This window comes from Xanthomonas sp. JAI131 (assembly GCF_013410075.1).
Taxonomy (GTDB): domain Bacteria; phylum Pseudomonadota; class Gammaproteobacteria; order Xanthomonadales; family Xanthomonadaceae; genus Xanthomonas_A; species Xanthomonas_A bonasiae.
In genome coordinates this window covers 334,518-351,575 of the sequence record NZ_JACCCN010000005.1, presented here as the reverse complement: position 1 = coordinate 351,575, position 17,058 = coordinate 334,518, and the positions used below count along the sequence as shown (strand labels likewise).

At 67.8% G+C, this 17,058-nt stretch carries 13 protein-coding genes; 3 read left to right on the top strand and 10 right to left on the bottom strand.

Translation table 11 applies throughout. The features are described 5' to 3' along the window. Window positions 1-234: 234 nt before the first annotated feature. From HDC36_RS21115 to HDC36_RS21070, 10 genes are all read right to left on the bottom strand, one after another. Window positions 235-621 (bottom strand): DUF805 domain-containing protein, encoded by a 387-nt coding sequence (locus HDC36_RS21115; protein ID WP_179570819.1) that lies wholly within the window; start codon window positions 619-621, stop codon window positions 235-237. Window positions 622-705: 84 nt separating this feature from the next. Then, on the bottom strand, window positions 706-2,091 hold the full coding sequence (gene radA / locus HDC36_RS21110) for a DNA repair protein RadA (RefSeq protein ID WP_179570818.1): 1,386 nt from the start codon (window positions 2,089-2,091) through the stop codon (window positions 706-708). An 87-nt stretch (window positions 2,092-2,178) separates the two neighbouring features. Further along, complete coding sequence (locus HDC36_RS21105; RefSeq protein WP_179570817.1) at window positions 2,179-2,850, bottom strand: hypothetical protein; 672 nt, start codon at window positions 2,848-2,850, stop codon at window positions 2,179-2,181. Between the two features lie 218 nt (window positions 2,851-3,068). Then, complete coding sequence (locus tag HDC36_RS21100; RefSeq protein WP_179570816.1) at window positions 3,069-4,958, bottom strand: tetratricopeptide repeat protein; 1,890 nt, start codon at window positions 4,956-4,958, stop codon at window positions 3,069-3,071. 139 nt (window positions 4,959-5,097) lie between these two features. Then, a complete protein-coding gene (locus HDC36_RS21095; protein ID WP_343204364.1) occupies window positions 5,098-5,946 on the bottom strand; it encodes a class I SAM-dependent methyltransferase in 849 nt (282 codons plus the stop codon). A 235-nt stretch (window positions 5,947-6,181) separates the two neighbouring features. Continuing rightward, a complete protein-coding gene (cyoD, locus tag HDC36_RS21090) occupies window positions 6,182-6,520 on the bottom strand; it encodes a cytochrome o ubiquinol oxidase subunit IV (RefSeq protein WP_179570815.1) in 339 nt (112 codons plus the stop codon). Next, window positions 6,520-7,143: a cytochrome o ubiquinol oxidase subunit III gene (gene cyoC, locus HDC36_RS21085; protein ID WP_179570814.1), complete on the bottom strand. Its 624-nt coding sequence runs from the start codon at window positions 7,141-7,143 to the stop codon at window positions 6,520-6,522. Before cyoC ends, cyoD begins: the two co-directional genes overlap by 1 nt. Window positions 7,144-7,146: 3 nt before the next feature. Further along, window positions 7,147-9,147 (bottom strand): cytochrome o ubiquinol oxidase subunit I, encoded by a 2,001-nt coding sequence (gene cyoB, locus HDC36_RS21080; protein ID WP_179570813.1) that lies wholly within the window; start codon window positions 9,145-9,147, stop codon window positions 7,147-7,149. Beyond that, a complete protein-coding gene (gene cyoA, locus HDC36_RS21075; protein ID WP_179570812.1) occupies window positions 9,147-10,088 on the bottom strand; it encodes a ubiquinol oxidase subunit II in 942 nt (313 codons plus the stop codon). The genes cyoB and cyoA overlap by 1 nt, the downstream gene beginning before the upstream one ends. Before the next feature lie 396 nt (window positions 10,089-10,484). Next, window positions 10,485-11,288: a PAS domain-containing protein gene (locus HDC36_RS21070; protein WP_179570811.1), complete on the bottom strand. Its 804-nt coding sequence runs from the start codon at window positions 11,286-11,288 to the stop codon at window positions 10,485-10,487. Between the two features lie 280 nt (window positions 11,289-11,568). Between HDC36_RS21070 and HDC36_RS21065 the strand changes: the two genes are divergently transcribed. The 3 genes from HDC36_RS21065 (at window position 11,569) to HDC36_RS21055 (ending at window position 17,004) form a co-directional block, all read left to right on the top strand. Beyond that, on the top strand, window positions 11,569-13,158 hold the full coding sequence (locus tag HDC36_RS21065) for a hypothetical protein (RefSeq protein WP_179570810.1): 1,590 nt from the start codon (window positions 11,569-11,571) through the stop codon (window positions 13,156-13,158). Window positions 13,159-13,161: 3 nt separating this feature from the next. Continuing rightward, entirely contained in the window at window positions 13,162-14,676 is a 1,515-nt protein-coding gene (locus tag HDC36_RS21060) for a thioesterase domain-containing protein (protein ID WP_218848611.1), read from the top strand. 81 nt (window positions 14,677-14,757) lie between these two features. Beyond that, on the top strand, window positions 14,758-17,004 hold the full coding sequence (locus HDC36_RS21055) for a TonB-dependent receptor (RefSeq protein WP_179570809.1): 2,247 nt from the start codon (window positions 14,758-14,760) through the stop codon (window positions 17,002-17,004). The last annotated feature ends 54 nt before the right edge of the window (window positions 17,005-17,058 follow it).

The window sequence follows — 17,058 nt, the reverse complement described above, 5'->3', positions numbered from 1 at the left end:
GCAACAGCGAGCGCCGTTTCGGTTACGCGGATTGTCTCTGCGCTGCACCTGCGGCCGGCATCCCGGCGAACGCCGATGCGTCGCTGCGCGTGCAGCGCCACAGCGCTGCACCCCGGATCGGGGTGCCGCGGTTTCCAGCGTCGATGCCGGCATCACCGCAGGCGGCGCATGCGCGCCAATGCATCGGCAGCGGCCGGATCGCGAGACCCGGCCGCTGCGGGATCGAACCGCAGATCAGGCCTGCTTCGGATCCGGACCGTAGGCGTTGGCGCCTCTGATCCCTTCCATGCACATGAAGACGAGGATCACCACGCCGCCCAGCCAGGGGATCAGGCCCAGCAGCACGTACCAGCCGGACTTGCCCTGGTCGTGGAAACGGCGCACCTGCACCGCGATCGACGGCACCAGCACCGCGAGCGAATACAGGCCCAGCAGCACGACCGCCACCAGCGACAGCGCGCCGGTGCCGTTCTGGCCGCCGACGCCGCCGCCGATTCCCATCAACACCATCAGCACGGTGATCACGACGATGTTCAACAGCGTGAACATCCAGTACTCCTTGCGCCGCGAACGCCCGGAAAAATCCGCGTAGCGCTTGAGCGGCATCAACATCCATTCCATTGTGTTTCCCTTTTTTTCGAACCGCTGCGTCACTGCAGCGGGCGGCATGGTGGCATAAACCCCGCCGCAGGGAAACGCTTGCAGCTACTCGCTCGCCGCCTCCAGCGCCTGCGCCAGGCGCTCCACCGCGATCACCTCCATGCCCTTGACCACGCCGGTCTTGGGCGCATTGGCCTTGGGCACGATGGCGCGCTTGAAGCCGTGCGTGGCCGCTTCGCGCAGCCGGTCCTCGCCGTTGGGCACCGGGCGGATCTCGCCGGACAGGCCGACCTCGCCGAAGGCGATGGTCTTCTCCGCCAACGGCTTGTCGCGCAGCGAGGACAGCACCGCCAGCAGCACCGGCAGGTCGGCCGCGGTCTCCTGCACGCGGATGCCGCCGACCACGTTGACGAACACATCCTGGTCGCCGACCAGGATGCCGCCGTGCCGATGCAGCACCGCCAGCAGCATCGCCAGGCGGTTCTGCTCCAGGCCCACCGCCACCCGCCGCGGATTGGACAGCGGCGAGGCATCGACCAGCGCCTGCACTTCCACCATCAGCGGCCGCGTGCCTTCGCGCGTCACCATCACGCAGCTGCCGGGCTGGTTGGCGCTGCTGCCGGACAGGAAGATCGCCGACGGGTTGGAGACTTCCTTCAGGCCCTTCTCGCCCATCGCGAACACGCCCAGCTCGTTGACCGCGCCGAAGCGGTTCTTGAACGCGCGCAGCAGGCGGAAGCGGCTGCCGCTCTCGCCCTCGAAATACAGCACCGCATCGACCATGTGCTCGAGCACGCGCGGCCCGGCGATGCCGCCTTCCTTGGTCACATGGCCGACCAGGAACACCGCCGTGCCGGTCTCCTTGGCGTAGCGCACCAGCCGCGCCGCGCTCTCGCGCACCTGGCTGACCGAGCCGGGCGCGGCGGTCAGCGACTCGGTCCACAGGGTCTGCACCGAGTCGGCCACGATCAGCCTGGGCCGCGCCGCGCTGGCGTGCTGCAGGATCTGTTCGATGCCGGTCTCGGCCAGCGCGTTGAGGCCGTCCAGCGGCAGATCCAGGCGCACCGCGCGGCCGGCGACCTGGGCCAGCGATTCCTCGCCGGTCACGTACAGCACCGGCAGCGTGCCGGCCATCTTGGCCAGCGCCTGCAGCAGCAGGGTCGACTTGCCGATGCCCGGGTCGCCGCCGATCAGCACCACGGCGCCTTCGACCAGCCCGCCGCCGAGCACCCGGTCGAACTCGCCAATGCCGGTGGACACGCGCGCCTGGTCGCGATGCTCCACGTCCTTGAGCGCGGTGATCTTCGGCGCCTCGGTCTTGCCGGCCCAGCCGCTGCGCCGCGCCGCGGCCGGCGCCTTCGCCGCCGACGCGCTTTCCAGCACGATCTCGCTCAGCGAATTCCACGCTCCGCATTCGGTGCACTGGCCCTGCCACTTGGTGTATTCGGCGCCGCAGTCGCCGCATACATAGGCCGTTTTCGCTTTTGCCATCTCGTTCTTGTCCGCTGCCAGGAGGCACCAGCATAGGCGCTGGCGGTCTCAGGTTGCGCGACAGAGGGTCGTCGCGACGTGGGTGTCTCAGGCACCAGTGTCCTCGGGCTTGAGGCCCATCGAGTATTCCTCGATCTCCTTGCCATCGACCCAACCGGTGGCGCAGTCGCCAGCGTAGTGGCCATCCGGCTTGAGTGCGCAGGCGATGCCGGTTGTCGGGCGTTTCCATTCGGTCGGCGAGTCGGCGCCCTTGCACATCGCGTTGCCCCGACAGAGCTTCACGGTACGGGTTGGAATCGCCATGACCAGGGCACGAACCAAAACCCCTTGCCTGCGTTGGGCCGCCCGCAGGCAGAGCAGCTGGTTTACTCCGACATGTGCGACGGGCTTGCCTGCGGCTGGCTTGAAACTGTCCTTGAGTGTGACGCCGTTTTCCGCTGCAACAGCGCCGAACGACAGGTTCGAGGTGCAGTCATCGCCGGCGTCGACCGCCATGCCGTCAATGGTGCAGGCAGGGTTACCGTGCGTGTCGCTGGTGCAGGCCACGGCAGAGCCAGGTGACGACGCCTGCAACATAACCTGCAAGGCGTGCGCATCGCCTGGCGCGGCTGACGCCGCCGAGGCTGTTAGCAGCACAACCAGGCTCAGCGCCCATCCAGAAGAATGGATGCTCTGTCTGCTACCGAGAAGGCTCCTTACGCCGCCTTTGACGGAGCCGGCGATGGCCTTGCGGCTGGAATTGACGAGCATGGTTGTCACGGGCTTCTCCTAAGCGACCTTTTGCACAATGCATACATCCGGGCCATCGACTGCACCGGTGGTGCCGGCATGACCTGGACCCTGGCGTTCAGCGATCAACCGAAATCATCGACTGGGGCGCTCATCGTGATTCGAGACCGCCCTTTGCCGCTGCGCGCTTTCATGTGAGCTCGCTCTCCACATCTTGCAACGTCGGCGTCGTGGAATGCACGCAGCGCTCAGCGCGCCTTGTACAGCTCGCTCAACCGGTCCGGCTTGCCGGCGATGCGTTCCAGGTGCGGATACTGCAGGCCGCCGTGGTAGGCGATGCGCAGCGTGTCGTAGCGGTTGCCGCGCTTGACCAGCAGCTCGATCGGCGCGGTGCCGCCCTTGGCCGCGGTGATCGCCTCCTTGATCGTGTCGGCGCTGAACTCGCGGCCGTTGACCGCGACCACGCTGTTGCCGGCGATGATGCCGGCATCGAACGCCGGACCGTCCCACAGCACGTCCTGCACGCTGCCCTTCTCGTCCAGGCTCAGGCCCAGCGAATAGGTCAGGCCAACGCCCTTCTTGGTCGCTTCGTAGGTCTTGATCGCTTCGTTCGGCTGGTCGGTATAGACCAGCTTCCAGCCGCTGGCCTCGATGCCGCCGACCAGCGAGCCGTGGCCATCGACGCGGCTGCGCAGGAACGTCGCCCAGTCGTACTTGGCCACGCCGTCGAGCGTGGCGACGATGTCCTCGAAGGTATACGGGTTCACGTCCCAGGCGCCGTCGTGCATGCCGAAGAAGGCCTTGGCGAAGTCGTCGATCGAGCGCTTGTTGCCGCTGAGCTCGCGCAGCTTGGCGTCGGTCTCCAGCCACAGCATCTGCCCGCCGGAATAGTAGTCCTCGCTCATCTGGTAGCTGCGGTAGGCGCGCGGCCGGCGCATCGACATGGTCGGATCGTTGGTGGTGTCCTGCAACGCGCGCCAGGCCAGGCCGGGGCGGCCGCGCTGGTAGGTGGCGGCGACGTCGGCGAGCATGTCGCGCGCCTGGCTCTGCGTCCACAGACCGGAACGCGCGGACAGCACTTCGCCCCAGAACTGGGTCTGGCCTTCGTACAGCCACAGCAGGCTGTCGCCCATCGGCACGTTGAAGTTCGGCGTGGCCAGGTCGGCGCCGCGGCGGTACTTGCCGTTCCAGGAATGGTTGAACTCGTGCGCAAGCAGGTCGCGCCGGTCCCAGCTCTTGTCCCACTCGGTGAAGTAGTTGAGCGGGCCGCTGTTCTCGCTGGAACGGTGATGCTCCAGGCCGATGCCGCCGAGCTTCTCGGTCAGGGCCAGCAGGAATTCGTAGTGGTCGAAATGGCGCGCGCCGTACAGCTTGTCCATCTGCTGCACCAGCGCCGCGTGCGCCTTGATCTGCTCGGGCCTGGCCTCCAGCGACTTGGCCTCGTCGGCGAACACGTTCAGGTACACCGGCGCCTTGCCGCCGGCATCCAGCGCGATGCGCTTGTAGTACTTGCCGGCGAACATCGGCGAATCCACCAGATCGTCGAAGTCGATCGGCTTGAACGTCACCGTGTCGCCGACCCGCGTGGCGGTCTCCAGCGCGGTGGCGTAGCTCCAGCCCGGCGGCAGGGTCACGCTGGCCTGGGCCTTGATGTTGCGCGCGTAGTAGCCGGCCGGGTACAGCGCGGTGGTGTTCCACTGCAGGTTGAGCAGTTCCGGGGTCATCATCACCCGGCCCTGGCCGTCGCCCTGCGAGGACAGGAACTGGAACTCGGCGACGATCTCGCTGGCGCCCTGCGGCACCTCGACCTTGAACGCGTACACGTCGAACTGGTCGCGCTTCCACGGCAACACCTGGCCGTTGGCCTTGATCACCAGCCCGGCCAGCTTGTCGATCGGCCCGGTCGGCGAATGGTTGCCGGGGATCCACTGCGGATACAGCAGGGTCATCGGACCCGGCACGGCCGGCATCGTGGTGCGCACGCGGAAGATGCGGTGCGCCAGGTCGGTGGCATCGACATCGATCTTCAGCGTGCCGGCGAACGGCACGTCCTGCGGCGGCGCAGTCTGCGCCGAGGCCTGGAACGCGACAGTGGCGGCCAGCAGCAGCGGCGCCATCCAGGCGGTGGACTTGGTCATGGGGTCTCCAGTGGGGGTAAGGCGGACGAGCGACCCACGATCCTATGCCCGCCGTCCGCTGGCGCTCTATGCCATTGGTCATGCCTCGCGCCGCCCGCAGACATTCGTCGCTGCAGGTCTGCATCCTGGCGCGACGCGATCATGCCGTCGCGGTCGCCACCCAGCCGCGAAACGAGAGCGCGGCATAGAACAGCGCGACATCGGCGAAGCCGGCCTCGCGCAGCAATGCCTCCTCCTCGGCCGGCGCGAGCAGCGGCAGCCGCGCCGCCATCGCCTCGCCGCTGGCCATCGCCTTGGCCCAATCGACGTCGGCGCGATCGCCGAAGGCGGCCGAGCGCGCCAGCCAGCGCTGCGGGTCGTCGCCGACAGCGGCATGGTGCGCGATCACGAGGGTGGCGGACGGTGCGAGGCGGCGACGGATCGCCTGCAACGTGCGCAGCCGTTCGGCCCGATCGAGAAAATGCAGGGTGAGCAGACAGGTGGCGCCGTCGAACGGACCGGCCGGCGCCTGGTCGACCGTGCCCTCCAGCAGCACGATGCGATCGGCATACGGCGACACGGCCCGGCGCGCGAGATCGAGCATCGCCGGCGACGGATCGACGCCGGTGAAGCGCCACGCTGGCCGCGACTGGGCCAGCGCCGCCAGTTCCAGCCCGCCGCCGGCACCGACCACCAGCACATGCGCCGCGGCCGCCGCGCGCTCGGCGAGCAGCAACCCTGCCATGCGATGCAGGTCCGCCAGGCCGGGCACCTTGCGTGGCGCGTCCGCCGCATAGGAGGCGACGGCGGTCGGGTCGGCAAACGGGGATGGCGTGCCTTGCGTCATGTCTGTGCTCCGAAGATCCGCTTGCGAGAAACACCGACGCTGCCGCGCCAATCGAACGCGACGCCTGGCGTCCGGCGTCCCGTCTGCGCCGGCCACGCATGGCGCGTGCGCGCTTCCGTCCGCGGAGGAAACCGCTTGGCCCAGCGTTTCGGCACGCAGCAAGCCGCCATCGAACCTACAAACGCGGGCGGTTGCTGTCAATGTCGCGGGTGCGACGTCCTGGCACGACGCGCCGCCGCAACACCGCTGCGCCGCCGCGGTCGGCGCCTGCCGCCCGCCGCCATGCGCAAGCTGCCGCGCAGCATGTCCACCTGCCCGCAGCGGCGCAGCCACCGCGAACGCGAAACGAACAAGGCCGCCCGGAGGCGGCCTTGTTCGATGCGGCGACTGCCCGGCCTCAATGCATCATGTTGACGTTGAGGTTGTGCATAACCCACAGCGAGCCGACCACCACGATGCCGATGATCAGCAGCGAGAACAGGCCCACGTGCACGTTGGAGCGCTGCTCGGCGGAGCGGTCCATGTGCAGGAAGTAGATCAGGTGCACCAGCATCTGCACCGCGGCCAGCACCGCGATGACGATGACGGTCACGCCCTTGGGGAACGCGCCGCTCATGACCATGCCGAACGGGATCACGGTGAGCACCACCGCCATCACGAAGCCGATCAGGTAGGACTTCAGGCCGCTGCCGTGCGACTGCTCGGCGTGTGCGTCGGAAGGATGGTGGTTGGCCATTACAGCGCTCCCAGCAGGTAGACGATGGTGAACACGCCGATCCAGATCACGTCCAGGAAGTGCCAGAACAGGCTCAGGCACGCCAGGCGGGTGGTGTTGCGCGGGGTCAGGCCGTTCTTGGCGATCTGGATCACCAGCACCGCCATCCACAGCAGGCCCGAGGCCACGTGCAGGCCGTGGGTGCCGACCAGGGTGAAGAACGCGGACAGGAACGCGCTGCGGCCGGGGCCGGCCCCTTCGTGGATCAGGTGGTGGAACTCGTAGATTTCCATGCCCAAAAAGCCCAGGCCCAGCGCCGCGGTGACCGCCAGCCAGCCATACAGGCCGCCCAGGCTGCGCTTGTGCGCGGAGATCATCGCCAGGCCGAAGCTCAGGCTGCTGAACAGCAGCAGGAAGGTTTCCACCAGCACGAACTTCAGGTCGAACAGTTCCTTGGCGGTGGGGCCGTCCACCGTCGCGCCGGCCAGCACCGCGTAGGTCGCGAACAGGCCGGCGAAGATGAGGCAGTCGCTCATCAGGTAGACCCAGAACCCGAACACGGTGTTGCCGCCGCTGTCGTGGTGGGCGTGGTCGTCGTGGCCGTCGGCGTGGACGGCGTGGTTGTCGAGCGTCGTGGAGGACATGGTTCAGACCGCCTTTGCGGCATGTGCCGCCTGTTGCTGCTCCAGCAGGGCGAAACGCGCGTTCTCGATGCGTTCCACTTCCTCTGCCGGCACCCAGTAGTCGACGTCGTCGTCGAACGTGCGCGCGATGAAGCTGCCGATCATGCCGACCAGGCCGATGATCGCCATCCACCAGATGTGCCAGATCAAGCCGAAGCCCAGCACCACGCTGAAGGCGCCGATCCAGACCCCGGCCGCGGTGTTGCGCGGCATGTGGATCGGTTCGTACTTGGCCGGACGCGTCCAGCCCTTGCCCTTGAGCTTGTCTTCCCAGAACTGGTCGCGGTCGTCGATGTGCGGCAGCACGGCGAAGTTGTAGAACGGCGGCGGCGAGGACGTGGCCCACTCCAGCGTGCGCCCGTCCCACGGGTCGCCGGTCAGGTCCAGGTTGTCCTTGCGCTTCCAGACGCTGTAGCCGATCTGCACCAGGTTCAGGAAGATGCCGATGCCGATGATCGCCGCGCCGGCCGCGGCCACCATCAGCCACGGCGCCCACTCCGGGTGGTTGTAGCTGTTCATGCGCCGGGTCATGCCCATGAAGCCGAGCACGTACAGCGGCATGAAGGCGATGAAGAAGCCGATGATCCAGCACCAGAACGAGGCCTTGCCCAGCGTCTCGTTGAGCTTGAAGCCGAACGCCTTCGGGAACCAGTAGGTCAGGCCGGCCAGGTAGCCGAACACCACGCCGCCGATGATCACGTTATGGAAGTGCGCGATCAGGAACAGGCTGTTGTGCAGCACGAAGTCCACCGCCGGGATCGCCAGCATCACCCCGGTCATGCCGCCGATGGTGAAGGTGATGATGAAGCCGATCGTCCACAGCACCGGCGCGGTCATGCGCACCCGGCCGCGGAACATGGTGAACAGCCAGTTGAAGATCTTCACCCCGGTGGGGATGGAGATGATCATCGTGGTGATGCCGAAGAACGCGTTGACGTTGGCGCCCGAGCCCATCGTGAAGAAGTGGTGCAGCCACACGATGAACGACAGCACGCCGATCGCCGAGGTCGCATACACCATCGAGGTGTAGCCGAACAGGCGCTTGCGGCTGAAGGTGGCGATCAGCTCGGAGAAGATGCCGAACGCCGGCAGGATCAGGATATAGACTTCCGGGTGGCCCCAGATCCAGATCAGGTTGACGTACATCATGGCGTTGCCGCCACCGTCGTTGGTGAAGAAGTGGGTGCCCAGGTAACGGTCGGCGCCCAGCAGCGCCAGCGCCACGGTCAGGATCGGGAACGCGGCGATGATCAGGATGTTGGTGATCAGCGCGGTCCAGGTGAAGATCGGCATGCGCATCAGGGTCATGCCCGGCGTGCGCATGCGCATGATCGTCACGAAGAAGTTGATGCCGGTCAGCAATGTGCCTAGACCCGATATCTGCAAGGCCCAGATGTAGTAATCGACGCCGACCCCTGGACTGTATTCCAGCCCCGACAGCGGCGGATACGCCAGCCAGCCGGTCTGGGCGAATTCGCCCACGCCCAGCGAGATGTTGACCAGCGCCGCGCCGGCCACGAACAGCCAGAAGCTCAGCGAGTTCAGGAACGGGAACGCCACGTCGCGCGCGCCGATCTGCAGCGGCACGATCAGGTTCAGCAGGCCGGTCATGAACGGCATGGCCATGAAGAAGATCATGATCACGCCGTGCGCGGTGAAGATCTGGTCGTAGTGGTGCGGCGGGAAGATCCCCTCGTTGCCGCCGTGCGCGATCGCCTGCTGGGTGCGCATCATCGCCGCGTCGGCGAAGCCGCGCAGCAGCATGACCAGCGCCACCAGGATGTACATGACGCCGATGCGCTTGTGGTCGACCGAGGTGAACCACTCCTTCCAGAGATAGCCCCACAGCTTGTACTTGGTGACCGCCGCGACCACCAGCAGGCCGAGCAGGCCGGCGCCGCCGAGCGCCGCCATGATGATCGGCTCGTGGTACGGAACCGCCTCGAGCGTGAGTTTGCCTAGCATCACTTGTCTCCAGAAGTGCACATGGCGACCGGCTCAGCAGCCGATGCCGGATGGGCGTCGTGGCCTTCCATCTTGTGGCCCTTGCCCATCATGTATTTGTCGAGCAACGACTTGAACATGCCGTCCTGCACCGACGAGTAGTAGGTCACCGGGTACTGCGCCTTGTCGTTGCGGTTGGCCGCCAGGATCTGGAACTCGGCCTGGTCCAGCGCCTTCGGCGCGGCCTTGACCTTGGCCACCCAGGCGTCGAAGCCGGCCTGGTCGGTGGCGTGCGCGGTGAAGCCCATCTTCGAGAAGCCGTGGCCGCTGTAGTTCGCCGACAGGCCGAAGTAGTCGCCCGGCTCGTTGGCGATCAGGTGCAGCTTGGTCTCCATGCCGGCCATCGCGTAGATCTGCGTGCCCAGGTGCGGGATGAAGAACGAGTTCATCACCGTGTCGGAGGTGATCTTGAAGTTCAGCGGCGTATCCACCGGGAACGCGATCTCGTTGACCGTGGCGATGCCCTGCTCCGGATAGATGAACATCCACTTCCAGTCCAGCGCCACCGCCTCGATGACGATCGGCTTGACCTTGGAGTCCAGCGGCTTGTACGGATCCAGCTCGTGCGAGGAGCGCCAGGTCAGCACCGCCAGCACCAGGATGATCATGCACGGGATCGACCACACCACCACCTCGATCGCGGTGGAGTGCGACCAGTTCGGCTCGTAGCGGGCCTTGGTGTTGGACGCGCGATAGCGCCAGGCGAAGGCCAGGGTCATCACGATGACCGGGACCACCACCAGCAGCATCAGCACCACCGAGGTGATCAGCAACGTCTTTTCGTCGTGGCCGATCTGCCCCTTGGGGTTGAGAATGGCCGCGTCGCACCCGGCCAGCAGCAGCGCGGGCAGGAGCAACAGACCGGAGCGCAGCGAGCGCCGGAGTTGTTTCAACGGAATCATCGAACGATCCAATTGCGTAGGGGATGCGGACCGCGCAACGGCGAACGGGGAGCGGCCCGGACGGGCGTTTCCGCGTTTCCTGCGGCATCCTGGCCGGCATGCGCGATCGACCACGCATTTTATGCTGCCGTGCGGCATCTCCGAAAGCCATTGACAAGGCCGAGCGTGCGCACAGGCGTGTTTTTGCGTGCGACACATTGCCGCACCTGCGTGCGACGGATCGCCGCATGCGGTCCGCGACGCGCAGCCGGCGACGTCGATCTCGTTACAATTTGAGATGAAATCGGGCGCGACCGGCACCCGCGTCGGCGCGGCATACGTTCTTTCAACGAGGAGCGACCGTAGCGACCGGCCATGGCGTGAGCGCCGCACGCCCCGGCCGCCCCTGCTCCAGCGCTACGGCCGCGCCGCCGCCTTCTTCTGCTTGATCTGCTCGATGTAGTTGTAGATGGTGAAGCGACTGACCCCCAGCGCCGTGGCCACCTGTTCCACGCTGTTGCGGATCAGGAACAGGCCGCGATGCATCATCGCCTCCACCGCGTACATCTTCTCTTCCTTGTTCATCAGCGCCGGCGGCTTCATGAAGCGCTTGACCGCGTCGTCGATGATCTCCTGCATCATCGCCTCCAGCCCGACCTCGCCGGCGGGCGCCTCGCTGCGCGGCGGCTTCGCCTTCCGGTGCAGCATCTGCTCCAGCCAGCCATGGGCCATCTCGAACACGGTCATGTCGGCGTTGAGGCACAGCGCGGCCACCGGCTGGCCGGCGCCGTCGCGGAACAGCAGCGTGGCCGAGCGCAGGTGGCGGCCGGCGGCATTGGTGGTCTGGTACTCGTCGACGATCGCCCAGCTGATCGTGCCGGTACCGGCCACGTCGCGGTAGAGCTCGCTGAAGCCGGCGTCCTCGCGCGGGCCGCTGAGGATCGGATCGCCGAGATTGCGCCCGGACACATGGCCATTGGCGATCGCCAGCACCGAGGCCCCCGGCGCGGACAGGTCGTGCAGCACCACTTCGATGTTCTCGCCGATCACCCCGCCGAGCAGCGCCACCACCGGCTTGAGCAGTTCGAACAGGTCGCGCACCTGCACGCCCGCGCCCAGCCCTTGCGCAGGCGCGGGCGCATGCGCCGCCTTGCCGCGCTTGCGCTTGGCGGCGGGTGCCGCGCCCTTGTGCGGCGCCCCGCCCTGTTTCGCTATTGCCATCGAATCGTCCCGTCCTGAGCAGTGCCCGGCGAATGCGCACCGGCCATCTTGCCGGCTACGCCCGCGGGCGTCGAGACGGCAACGCAACCGCGCATGTCCGCACAGGAACCATGTGACGCGCTCTTGACATACAAATTATTTTTGTATATCAACAAACTGTTGAAGCAACATTCGGCCGGCGGCGCCACCGGTTCCGCGGGCCGGTCAACCACCGTCGCGCCCTCGCATCGGGCGCGGCGCCACGCTCCAGGGGACAACCAAGCAGACCATGTCGACGTCCATGCCGTCCGTCAGATCGTGCTGTCGCGCCAACGCCTGGCTGCGTCCGTTCGCAGTTGCGTCGGCGCTGTGGCTGGCCGGCGTCGCCAACGCGGCGGCGGCGGTCCCGGCGCATGCCGACGTGCAGGTACGCTCGGCCGGCAGCGTCGCCGTCGAGGGCCATGGCACGTTGCGCTACGCGGCCGAGGCCGGGCTGCTGCCGATCCACGACGATCCGACCGGGCGGCTGATGGCGTCGGTGTTCTTCGTCGGCTACAGCGCCCCCGCCAGTGCCGGCGCGGTGCGGCCGCTCACCTTCCTGTGGAACGGCGGCCCCGGCTCCAATGCGGCACAGCTGCACATGGGCGTCGGCCCGCGCCGCCTGGACACCGCCGATCGCCTGCCGGACTGGACGCCGGCGCAGAGCGAGCGGCCGCTGGTCGAAAACGCCGACAGCTGGCTGGGCGCGAGCGATCTGGTGTTCGTCGATCCGCTGGGCACAGGCTACAGCCGCGCAGTCGAGGCCAAGGACCTGCCGACGCTGTACACCTCGCATGGCGATGCCGAAACGATCGCCGAAGCGATCCGGGTCTATCTCACCCGCCACGACGCCTGGGACCGCCCGCTGTACCTGGCCGGCGAGAGCTATGGCGTGACCCGCGCGATGCTGGTCGCCGCGGCGCTGCAGCGGCGCGGCATGCCGGTGCGCGGCGTGGTGCTGGTGTCCTACAACTTCGATCTGGGCACGCCACCGTCGGCCTACCCGGAAGACGCGTTGAACGTGCCGCAGTTCACCGCCGCCGCGCACTACCATCATCGCCTCGACGCCACGCTGCAGGCGCTCGACGAAACCACCGCGGTGGCGCAGGCGCAGGCGTGGACGCAGCAGGACTACCTGCCGTTCCTGGCCGCCCCGGCGGCGCAGACGCCGGAGGCGCGGCGCCGGATCCTGGCCGCACTGGCGCGCTTCAGCGGCCTGCGCGCGCAGGACATCGACGCCAAGCAACTGACCATCTCCACCGCCGATTTCGCCGACCGCCTGCTCGCCGACCAGGGCCGTGAGCTGGGCCGCTACGACCTGCGCATGACCGCGCCGCGCCGTGCCAAGGACGCGCCGTGGATGCCGGGGATCGACCCGAGTCTGCTGCCGATGGCCGGCCTGATGAACGGCACCTCGCGTGTGTTCAACCGCTACCTGCGCCAGCAGCTCGGCTTCGAGAGCGACCTGCTGTATCGCGGTCCGTTCGGCAACGCCTTCCATCCGCTGCCGCGCTACGTCGACCCGAAGTCCGGAATGCCCGACGACTGGATGGCGCAACTGTGGGATTTCTCGCAGAAGCTTCCCGAAGGCGCCGACGCGCCGCTGCGCAAGGCGATGGACCAGGACCCGCAGCTGCGCGTGCTGAGCCTGCGCGGCCGCTACGACGGCTGGCCCTGCGAAAGCTCGGTGGAAACCGCACGCGCCGCCGGCCCGCGCTACGCGGCGCGGGTGACCAACCTGTGCCTGCAGGGCGGACACATGTGGTACTCCGAACGCGCCAGCCGTGCCCAGGGCCGCCACGCGTTCGAAGCCTTCCTCGCCGCCTCTCCCTCTCTTCCCAGCACGGACTAGCCCATGCGCTCCGCGACCGCACGCACCGGCCCTGTGCCGCCGAAGACCCGAGTGCTGCAGCCGCTGCTGGCGCTGGCCCTGGCGATGGCCTTGCCTGCCGGCACCGCGCACGCCGCGGAGCCGGGCTTCGTCGATCCAACCACGCTGGGCCCGGTGTCGTTGCCCTCGCCGGTCACCACCCTGCACCGCGGCGTGTTCAACGGCCAGCGCATCGCCTACGCCGCGACGGTGGAAACCTATGCCACTACCGACGCCGACGGGCGCCCGGCGGCACGCCTGGTTTCCACCGCCTACGTCGCCACGTCCGCCGCCAGCGCGCGACCGCTGCTCTTCGCCTTCAACGGCGGCCCGATCGCCGCCAGCACGCCACTGCATTTCGGCCTGCTCGGCCCGCAGCGGCTGGCCGTGCCCAACGACCTGCAGGCCGACGCCGCCGGCTTCAAGCTGGTGGACAACCGCTATTCGCCGCTGGACGCGGCCGACATCGTCATCTTCGATCCGGCCAGCACCGGCTACAGCCGCGTCGCCGAGGGCGTGGCGCCAGCCAGCCAGTTCTCCACCCGCGCCGATGCGCGCCAGCTCGCGCAACTGGTCGCGGCATGGCTGGACCGGCACGGCCGGCGCGGCTCGCCGGTGTACCTGCTGGGCGAAAGCTACGGCACCTTGCGCGCGCCGGAAGCGGCCACGCAACTGCAGGCCGCCGGCATCGCGGTGGACGGCATCGTCCTGCTCGGCCAGGCCGCCAACATCCTCGAATACGCACAGCGCCGCGACAACATCGTCAGCTACGCGGTGTCGCTGCCGACCCTGGCCGCGCTCGGCTGGTACCACGGCAAGGTCGAGCGCAAGGGCCGCAGCCTGGCGCAGTTCGTCGACGAAGCATCCGCCTACGGCCGCGAGCGCTACCTGAGCACCCTGTTCCTCGGCAACCGCGCCAGCGCGCAGCAGCGCGAGGAAGTGGCGCAGGCGCTGCAGGGCTTCACCGGCCTGTCGGCCGACGCCTGGCTCAAGGCCGATCTGAAACTGTCCAAGGTCGCCTACGCGCGCCAGCTGTTCCCGGGCCGGATCCTGGCGTCCAGCGATGGCCGCTACCTGCTCGATGCGCAGGGCAATTCCGGCAGCGTGCCCGACTACAACGCCGCCGCCGAGCGCTACTACCGGCAGGTGCTGAAGGTCCCCGCGCAGGCGGGCCACTACTCCACCGCGATGCCGACCTCCAGCGACTTCAACGCCTGGGACTGGGACGCGAACAAATCGCCGTTCGGCGACTACCCGTGGGTCGGGCAACTGCGCGAACTGCTGGTGGCCAATCCGACGTGCCGGCTGCTGGTCGGCAACGGCTACTACGACAGCCAGACCACGATCGGCGCGATGGATTATCTCGCCGCGCAGTCGGGGTTTCCGATGCAGCAGGTCCGCACCCGCTACTACGAGGGCGGACACATGATGTACACGGTCGAGCGCACCGCCGCCGGCCTCGCCGACGACATCCGCCAGATGGTCCGCCGCACCTGGTGACATGACATTCCGCAGTCCCCGCAGCACCCGTGGTTCGCGCTCCACCCATCCCGCCCACCGCCCGCCAGACGAGTCCCGCCCATGTCATCCGTAGCCCGCCGCAACCGTCTCTCCCAGTTCATTTCGCGCGCCCTGTGCTGCCCGGCCAGCGCGCTCCTGCTGCTGCCGTCCATCGCGCTCGCCCAACAGGACGACGGCGCCACCGCGGCCAAGCAGCTGGACACCATCACCGTGACCGCGCAGAAGCGCAGCGAGCGGTTGCAGGACGTGCCGATGTCGATCCAGGTGCTCAACACCGAGAAGATGAGCAGCGAAGGCAGCTACAAGCTGGCCGACTACTTCGCGCAGTTGCCGGGCCTGTCCTACATCCAGTCGCCGATGAGCAGCAACATCGTGCTGCGCGGCATCGCCACCGACTCCGGCCTCGGCAGCCGCCCGACCTCGGGCATCGTCATCGACGACGTGCCGTACGGGTCGGCGCTCAGCACCGGTGCCATCCCCGACCTGGACCCGTCCGACCTGCAGCAGATCGAAGTGCTGCGCGGCCCGCAGGGCACGCTGTACGGCGCCAGCAGCATGGGCGGCCTGATCAAGTACGTGATGACCGATCCGGACACCAGCGCGACCTTCGGCCGCGTCGAGGCCGGCGGCTCCACGGCCGCGCACGGCGGTTCCGGCTACAACGCGCGCACCTCGGTGAACCTGCCGTTCTCCGACCGCTTCGCGCTGCGGGTCAGCCTGTTCCAGCGCCAGGACCCGGCCTTCGTGCACAACACCAACAGCGACGACGAGAACGACAGCCAGGTGCGCGGCGGCCGCGTCTCGGCGCTGTGGAACGTCAGCGATACGGTGACCGTGCGTTCCTCGGCGCTGTTCCAGGACACCGAGACCGGCTCCAGCTCGGTGGTCGACACCGATCCCGAGCTGCATCCGCTGTACGGCCAGTACAGCCACGACCGCATCAACGGCGGCGACACCTTCAAGGGCCAGGTGCGCTTCTACACCACCAAGGTCAGCTGGGATCTGGGCTGGGCGATGCTGGACAGCATCAGCGGCTACGCCCAGCACCGCAGCCGGGCCTACCAGGACGTGGGCTACACCACCATCGGCCGGCTCGCGCCGGTGTTCGCCGGCATCTTCGGCCTGGACAGCGATAACCCCAGTTCGCTGATCGACAACCGCTACAACACCGACCGCACGACCCAGGAAGTGCGCCTGGTCTCGCAGGGCGAGCATGCGCTGGACTGGCAGGTCGGCGCGTTCTACAGCGACGAGGAAGCCAAGAGCACGCAGAACTTCTACATCGCCGACAAGTCCAGCGGCACCATCTACCGCGACTTCCCGCTGCTGGTCTCGCTGGGCGACAGCACCTACCGCGAGAAGGCGGTGTACGCCGACGGCACCTACCACTTCACCCCGCAGTTCGACATCCAGGTCGGCGCCCGCTACGCGCGCAACAGCCTGCGCGAGAACAGCGACACCGGCGGCCTGCTGCAGGACCCGACCCAGAGCTTCGACAGCAACAAGGACAGCGCCACCACCTACCTGTTCTCGCCGCGCTACCGCTTCAACGACGCGCTGATGACCTACCTGCGCGTGGCCTCCGGCTACCGTGCCGGCGGCAGCAACGGCACCCTGGTGGCCAACGTCCCGTTCTCCTACGACTCCGACAGCCTGTGGAGCTACGAGCTGGGCCTGAAGACCCAGTTGCTGGACCACTCGCTGAGCCTGGATGCGGCGCTGTTCTACATCGACTGGAGCGACCTGCAGATCTCGCAGGTCGAGCCGACCCTGGGCAGCAGCTACACCACCAACGCCGGCAAGGCCACCAGCCAGGGCCTGGAACTGTCGGTCAACTGGGTGCCGTCGGCCGACTGGAAGGTCACCGCCAGCTACGCCTACACCGACGCCACCCTGGCACAGGACATCCCTGGCTACACCGAGGGGTCCTCCGCCTACGGCAAGGACGGCAACCGCCTGCCGTACTCGGCGCGCAACAGCGCCTCGGCCTCGCTCAAGCGCTATTTCCCGCTGGGCGGCAACCTGGAAGGCTTCGCCGGCGCGGACGTGGCCTACATGGGCGATCGCGACATGGAGTTCACCACCTCGGCCAGCATCCCGCGCATCCACCTGCCCAGCTACACCACCGTCGGCCTCAACGCCGGCGTGCAGGGCCAGGCCTGGAGCGCCACGCTGTACGTGCGCAACCTCACCGACGAGGTCGGCTACATCAACGCCAACCGCCGCGGCTCGCTGGCCAGTTCGACGCTCGGCGCCACGCTGATCCAGCCGCGCACGGTCGGCCTGACCCTGGCCTGGGACTATTGATGCGCCTCGCCGGCCGCCGCACGGCGGCCGGCCCTTTCTCCTGTTGCGGAATTC

Excerpts from the sequence above, each read along its gene's own strand:
- cyoC (WP_179570814.1), bottom strand. The coding sequence starts at position 7,143 with ATGTCCTCCACGACGCTCGACAACCACGCCGTCCACGCCGACGGCCAC.
- HDC36_RS21100 (WP_179570816.1), bottom strand. The coding sequence starts at position 4,958 with ATGACCAAGTCCACCGCCTGGATGGCGCCGCTGCTGCTGGCCGCCACT.
- cyoB (WP_179570813.1), bottom strand. The coding sequence starts at position 9,147 with ATGCTAGGCAAACTCACGCTCGAGGCGGTTCCGTACCACGAGCCGATC.
- cyoA (WP_179570812.1), bottom strand. The coding sequence starts at position 10,088 with ATGATTCCGTTGAAACAACTCCGGCGCTCGCTGCGCTCCGGTCTGTTG.
- HDC36_RS21060 (WP_218848611.1), top strand. The coding sequence starts at position 13,162 with ATGCGCTCCGCGACCGCACGCACCGGCCCTGTGCCGCCGAAGACCCGA.
- radA (WP_179570818.1), bottom strand. The coding sequence starts at position 2,091 with ATGGCAAAAGCGAAAACGGCCTATGTATGCGGCGACTGCGGCGCCGAA.
- HDC36_RS21055 (WP_179570809.1), top strand. The coding sequence starts at position 14,758 with ATGTCATCCGTAGCCCGCCGCAACCGTCTCTCCCAGTTCATTTCGCGC.
- HDC36_RS21065 (WP_179570810.1), top strand. The coding sequence starts at position 11,569 with ATGCCGTCCGTCAGATCGTGCTGTCGCGCCAACGCCTGGCTGCGTCCG.
- HDC36_RS21070 (WP_179570811.1), bottom strand. The coding sequence starts at position 11,288 with ATGGCAATAGCGAAACAGGGCGGGGCGCCGCACAAGGGCGCGGCACCC.
- cyoD (WP_179570815.1), bottom strand. The coding sequence starts at position 6,520 with ATGGCCAACCACCATCCTTCCGACGCACACGCCGAGCAGTCGCACGGC.
- HDC36_RS21115 (WP_179570819.1), bottom strand. The coding sequence starts at position 621 with ATGGAATGGATGTTGATGCCGCTCAAGCGCTACGCGGATTTTTCCGGG.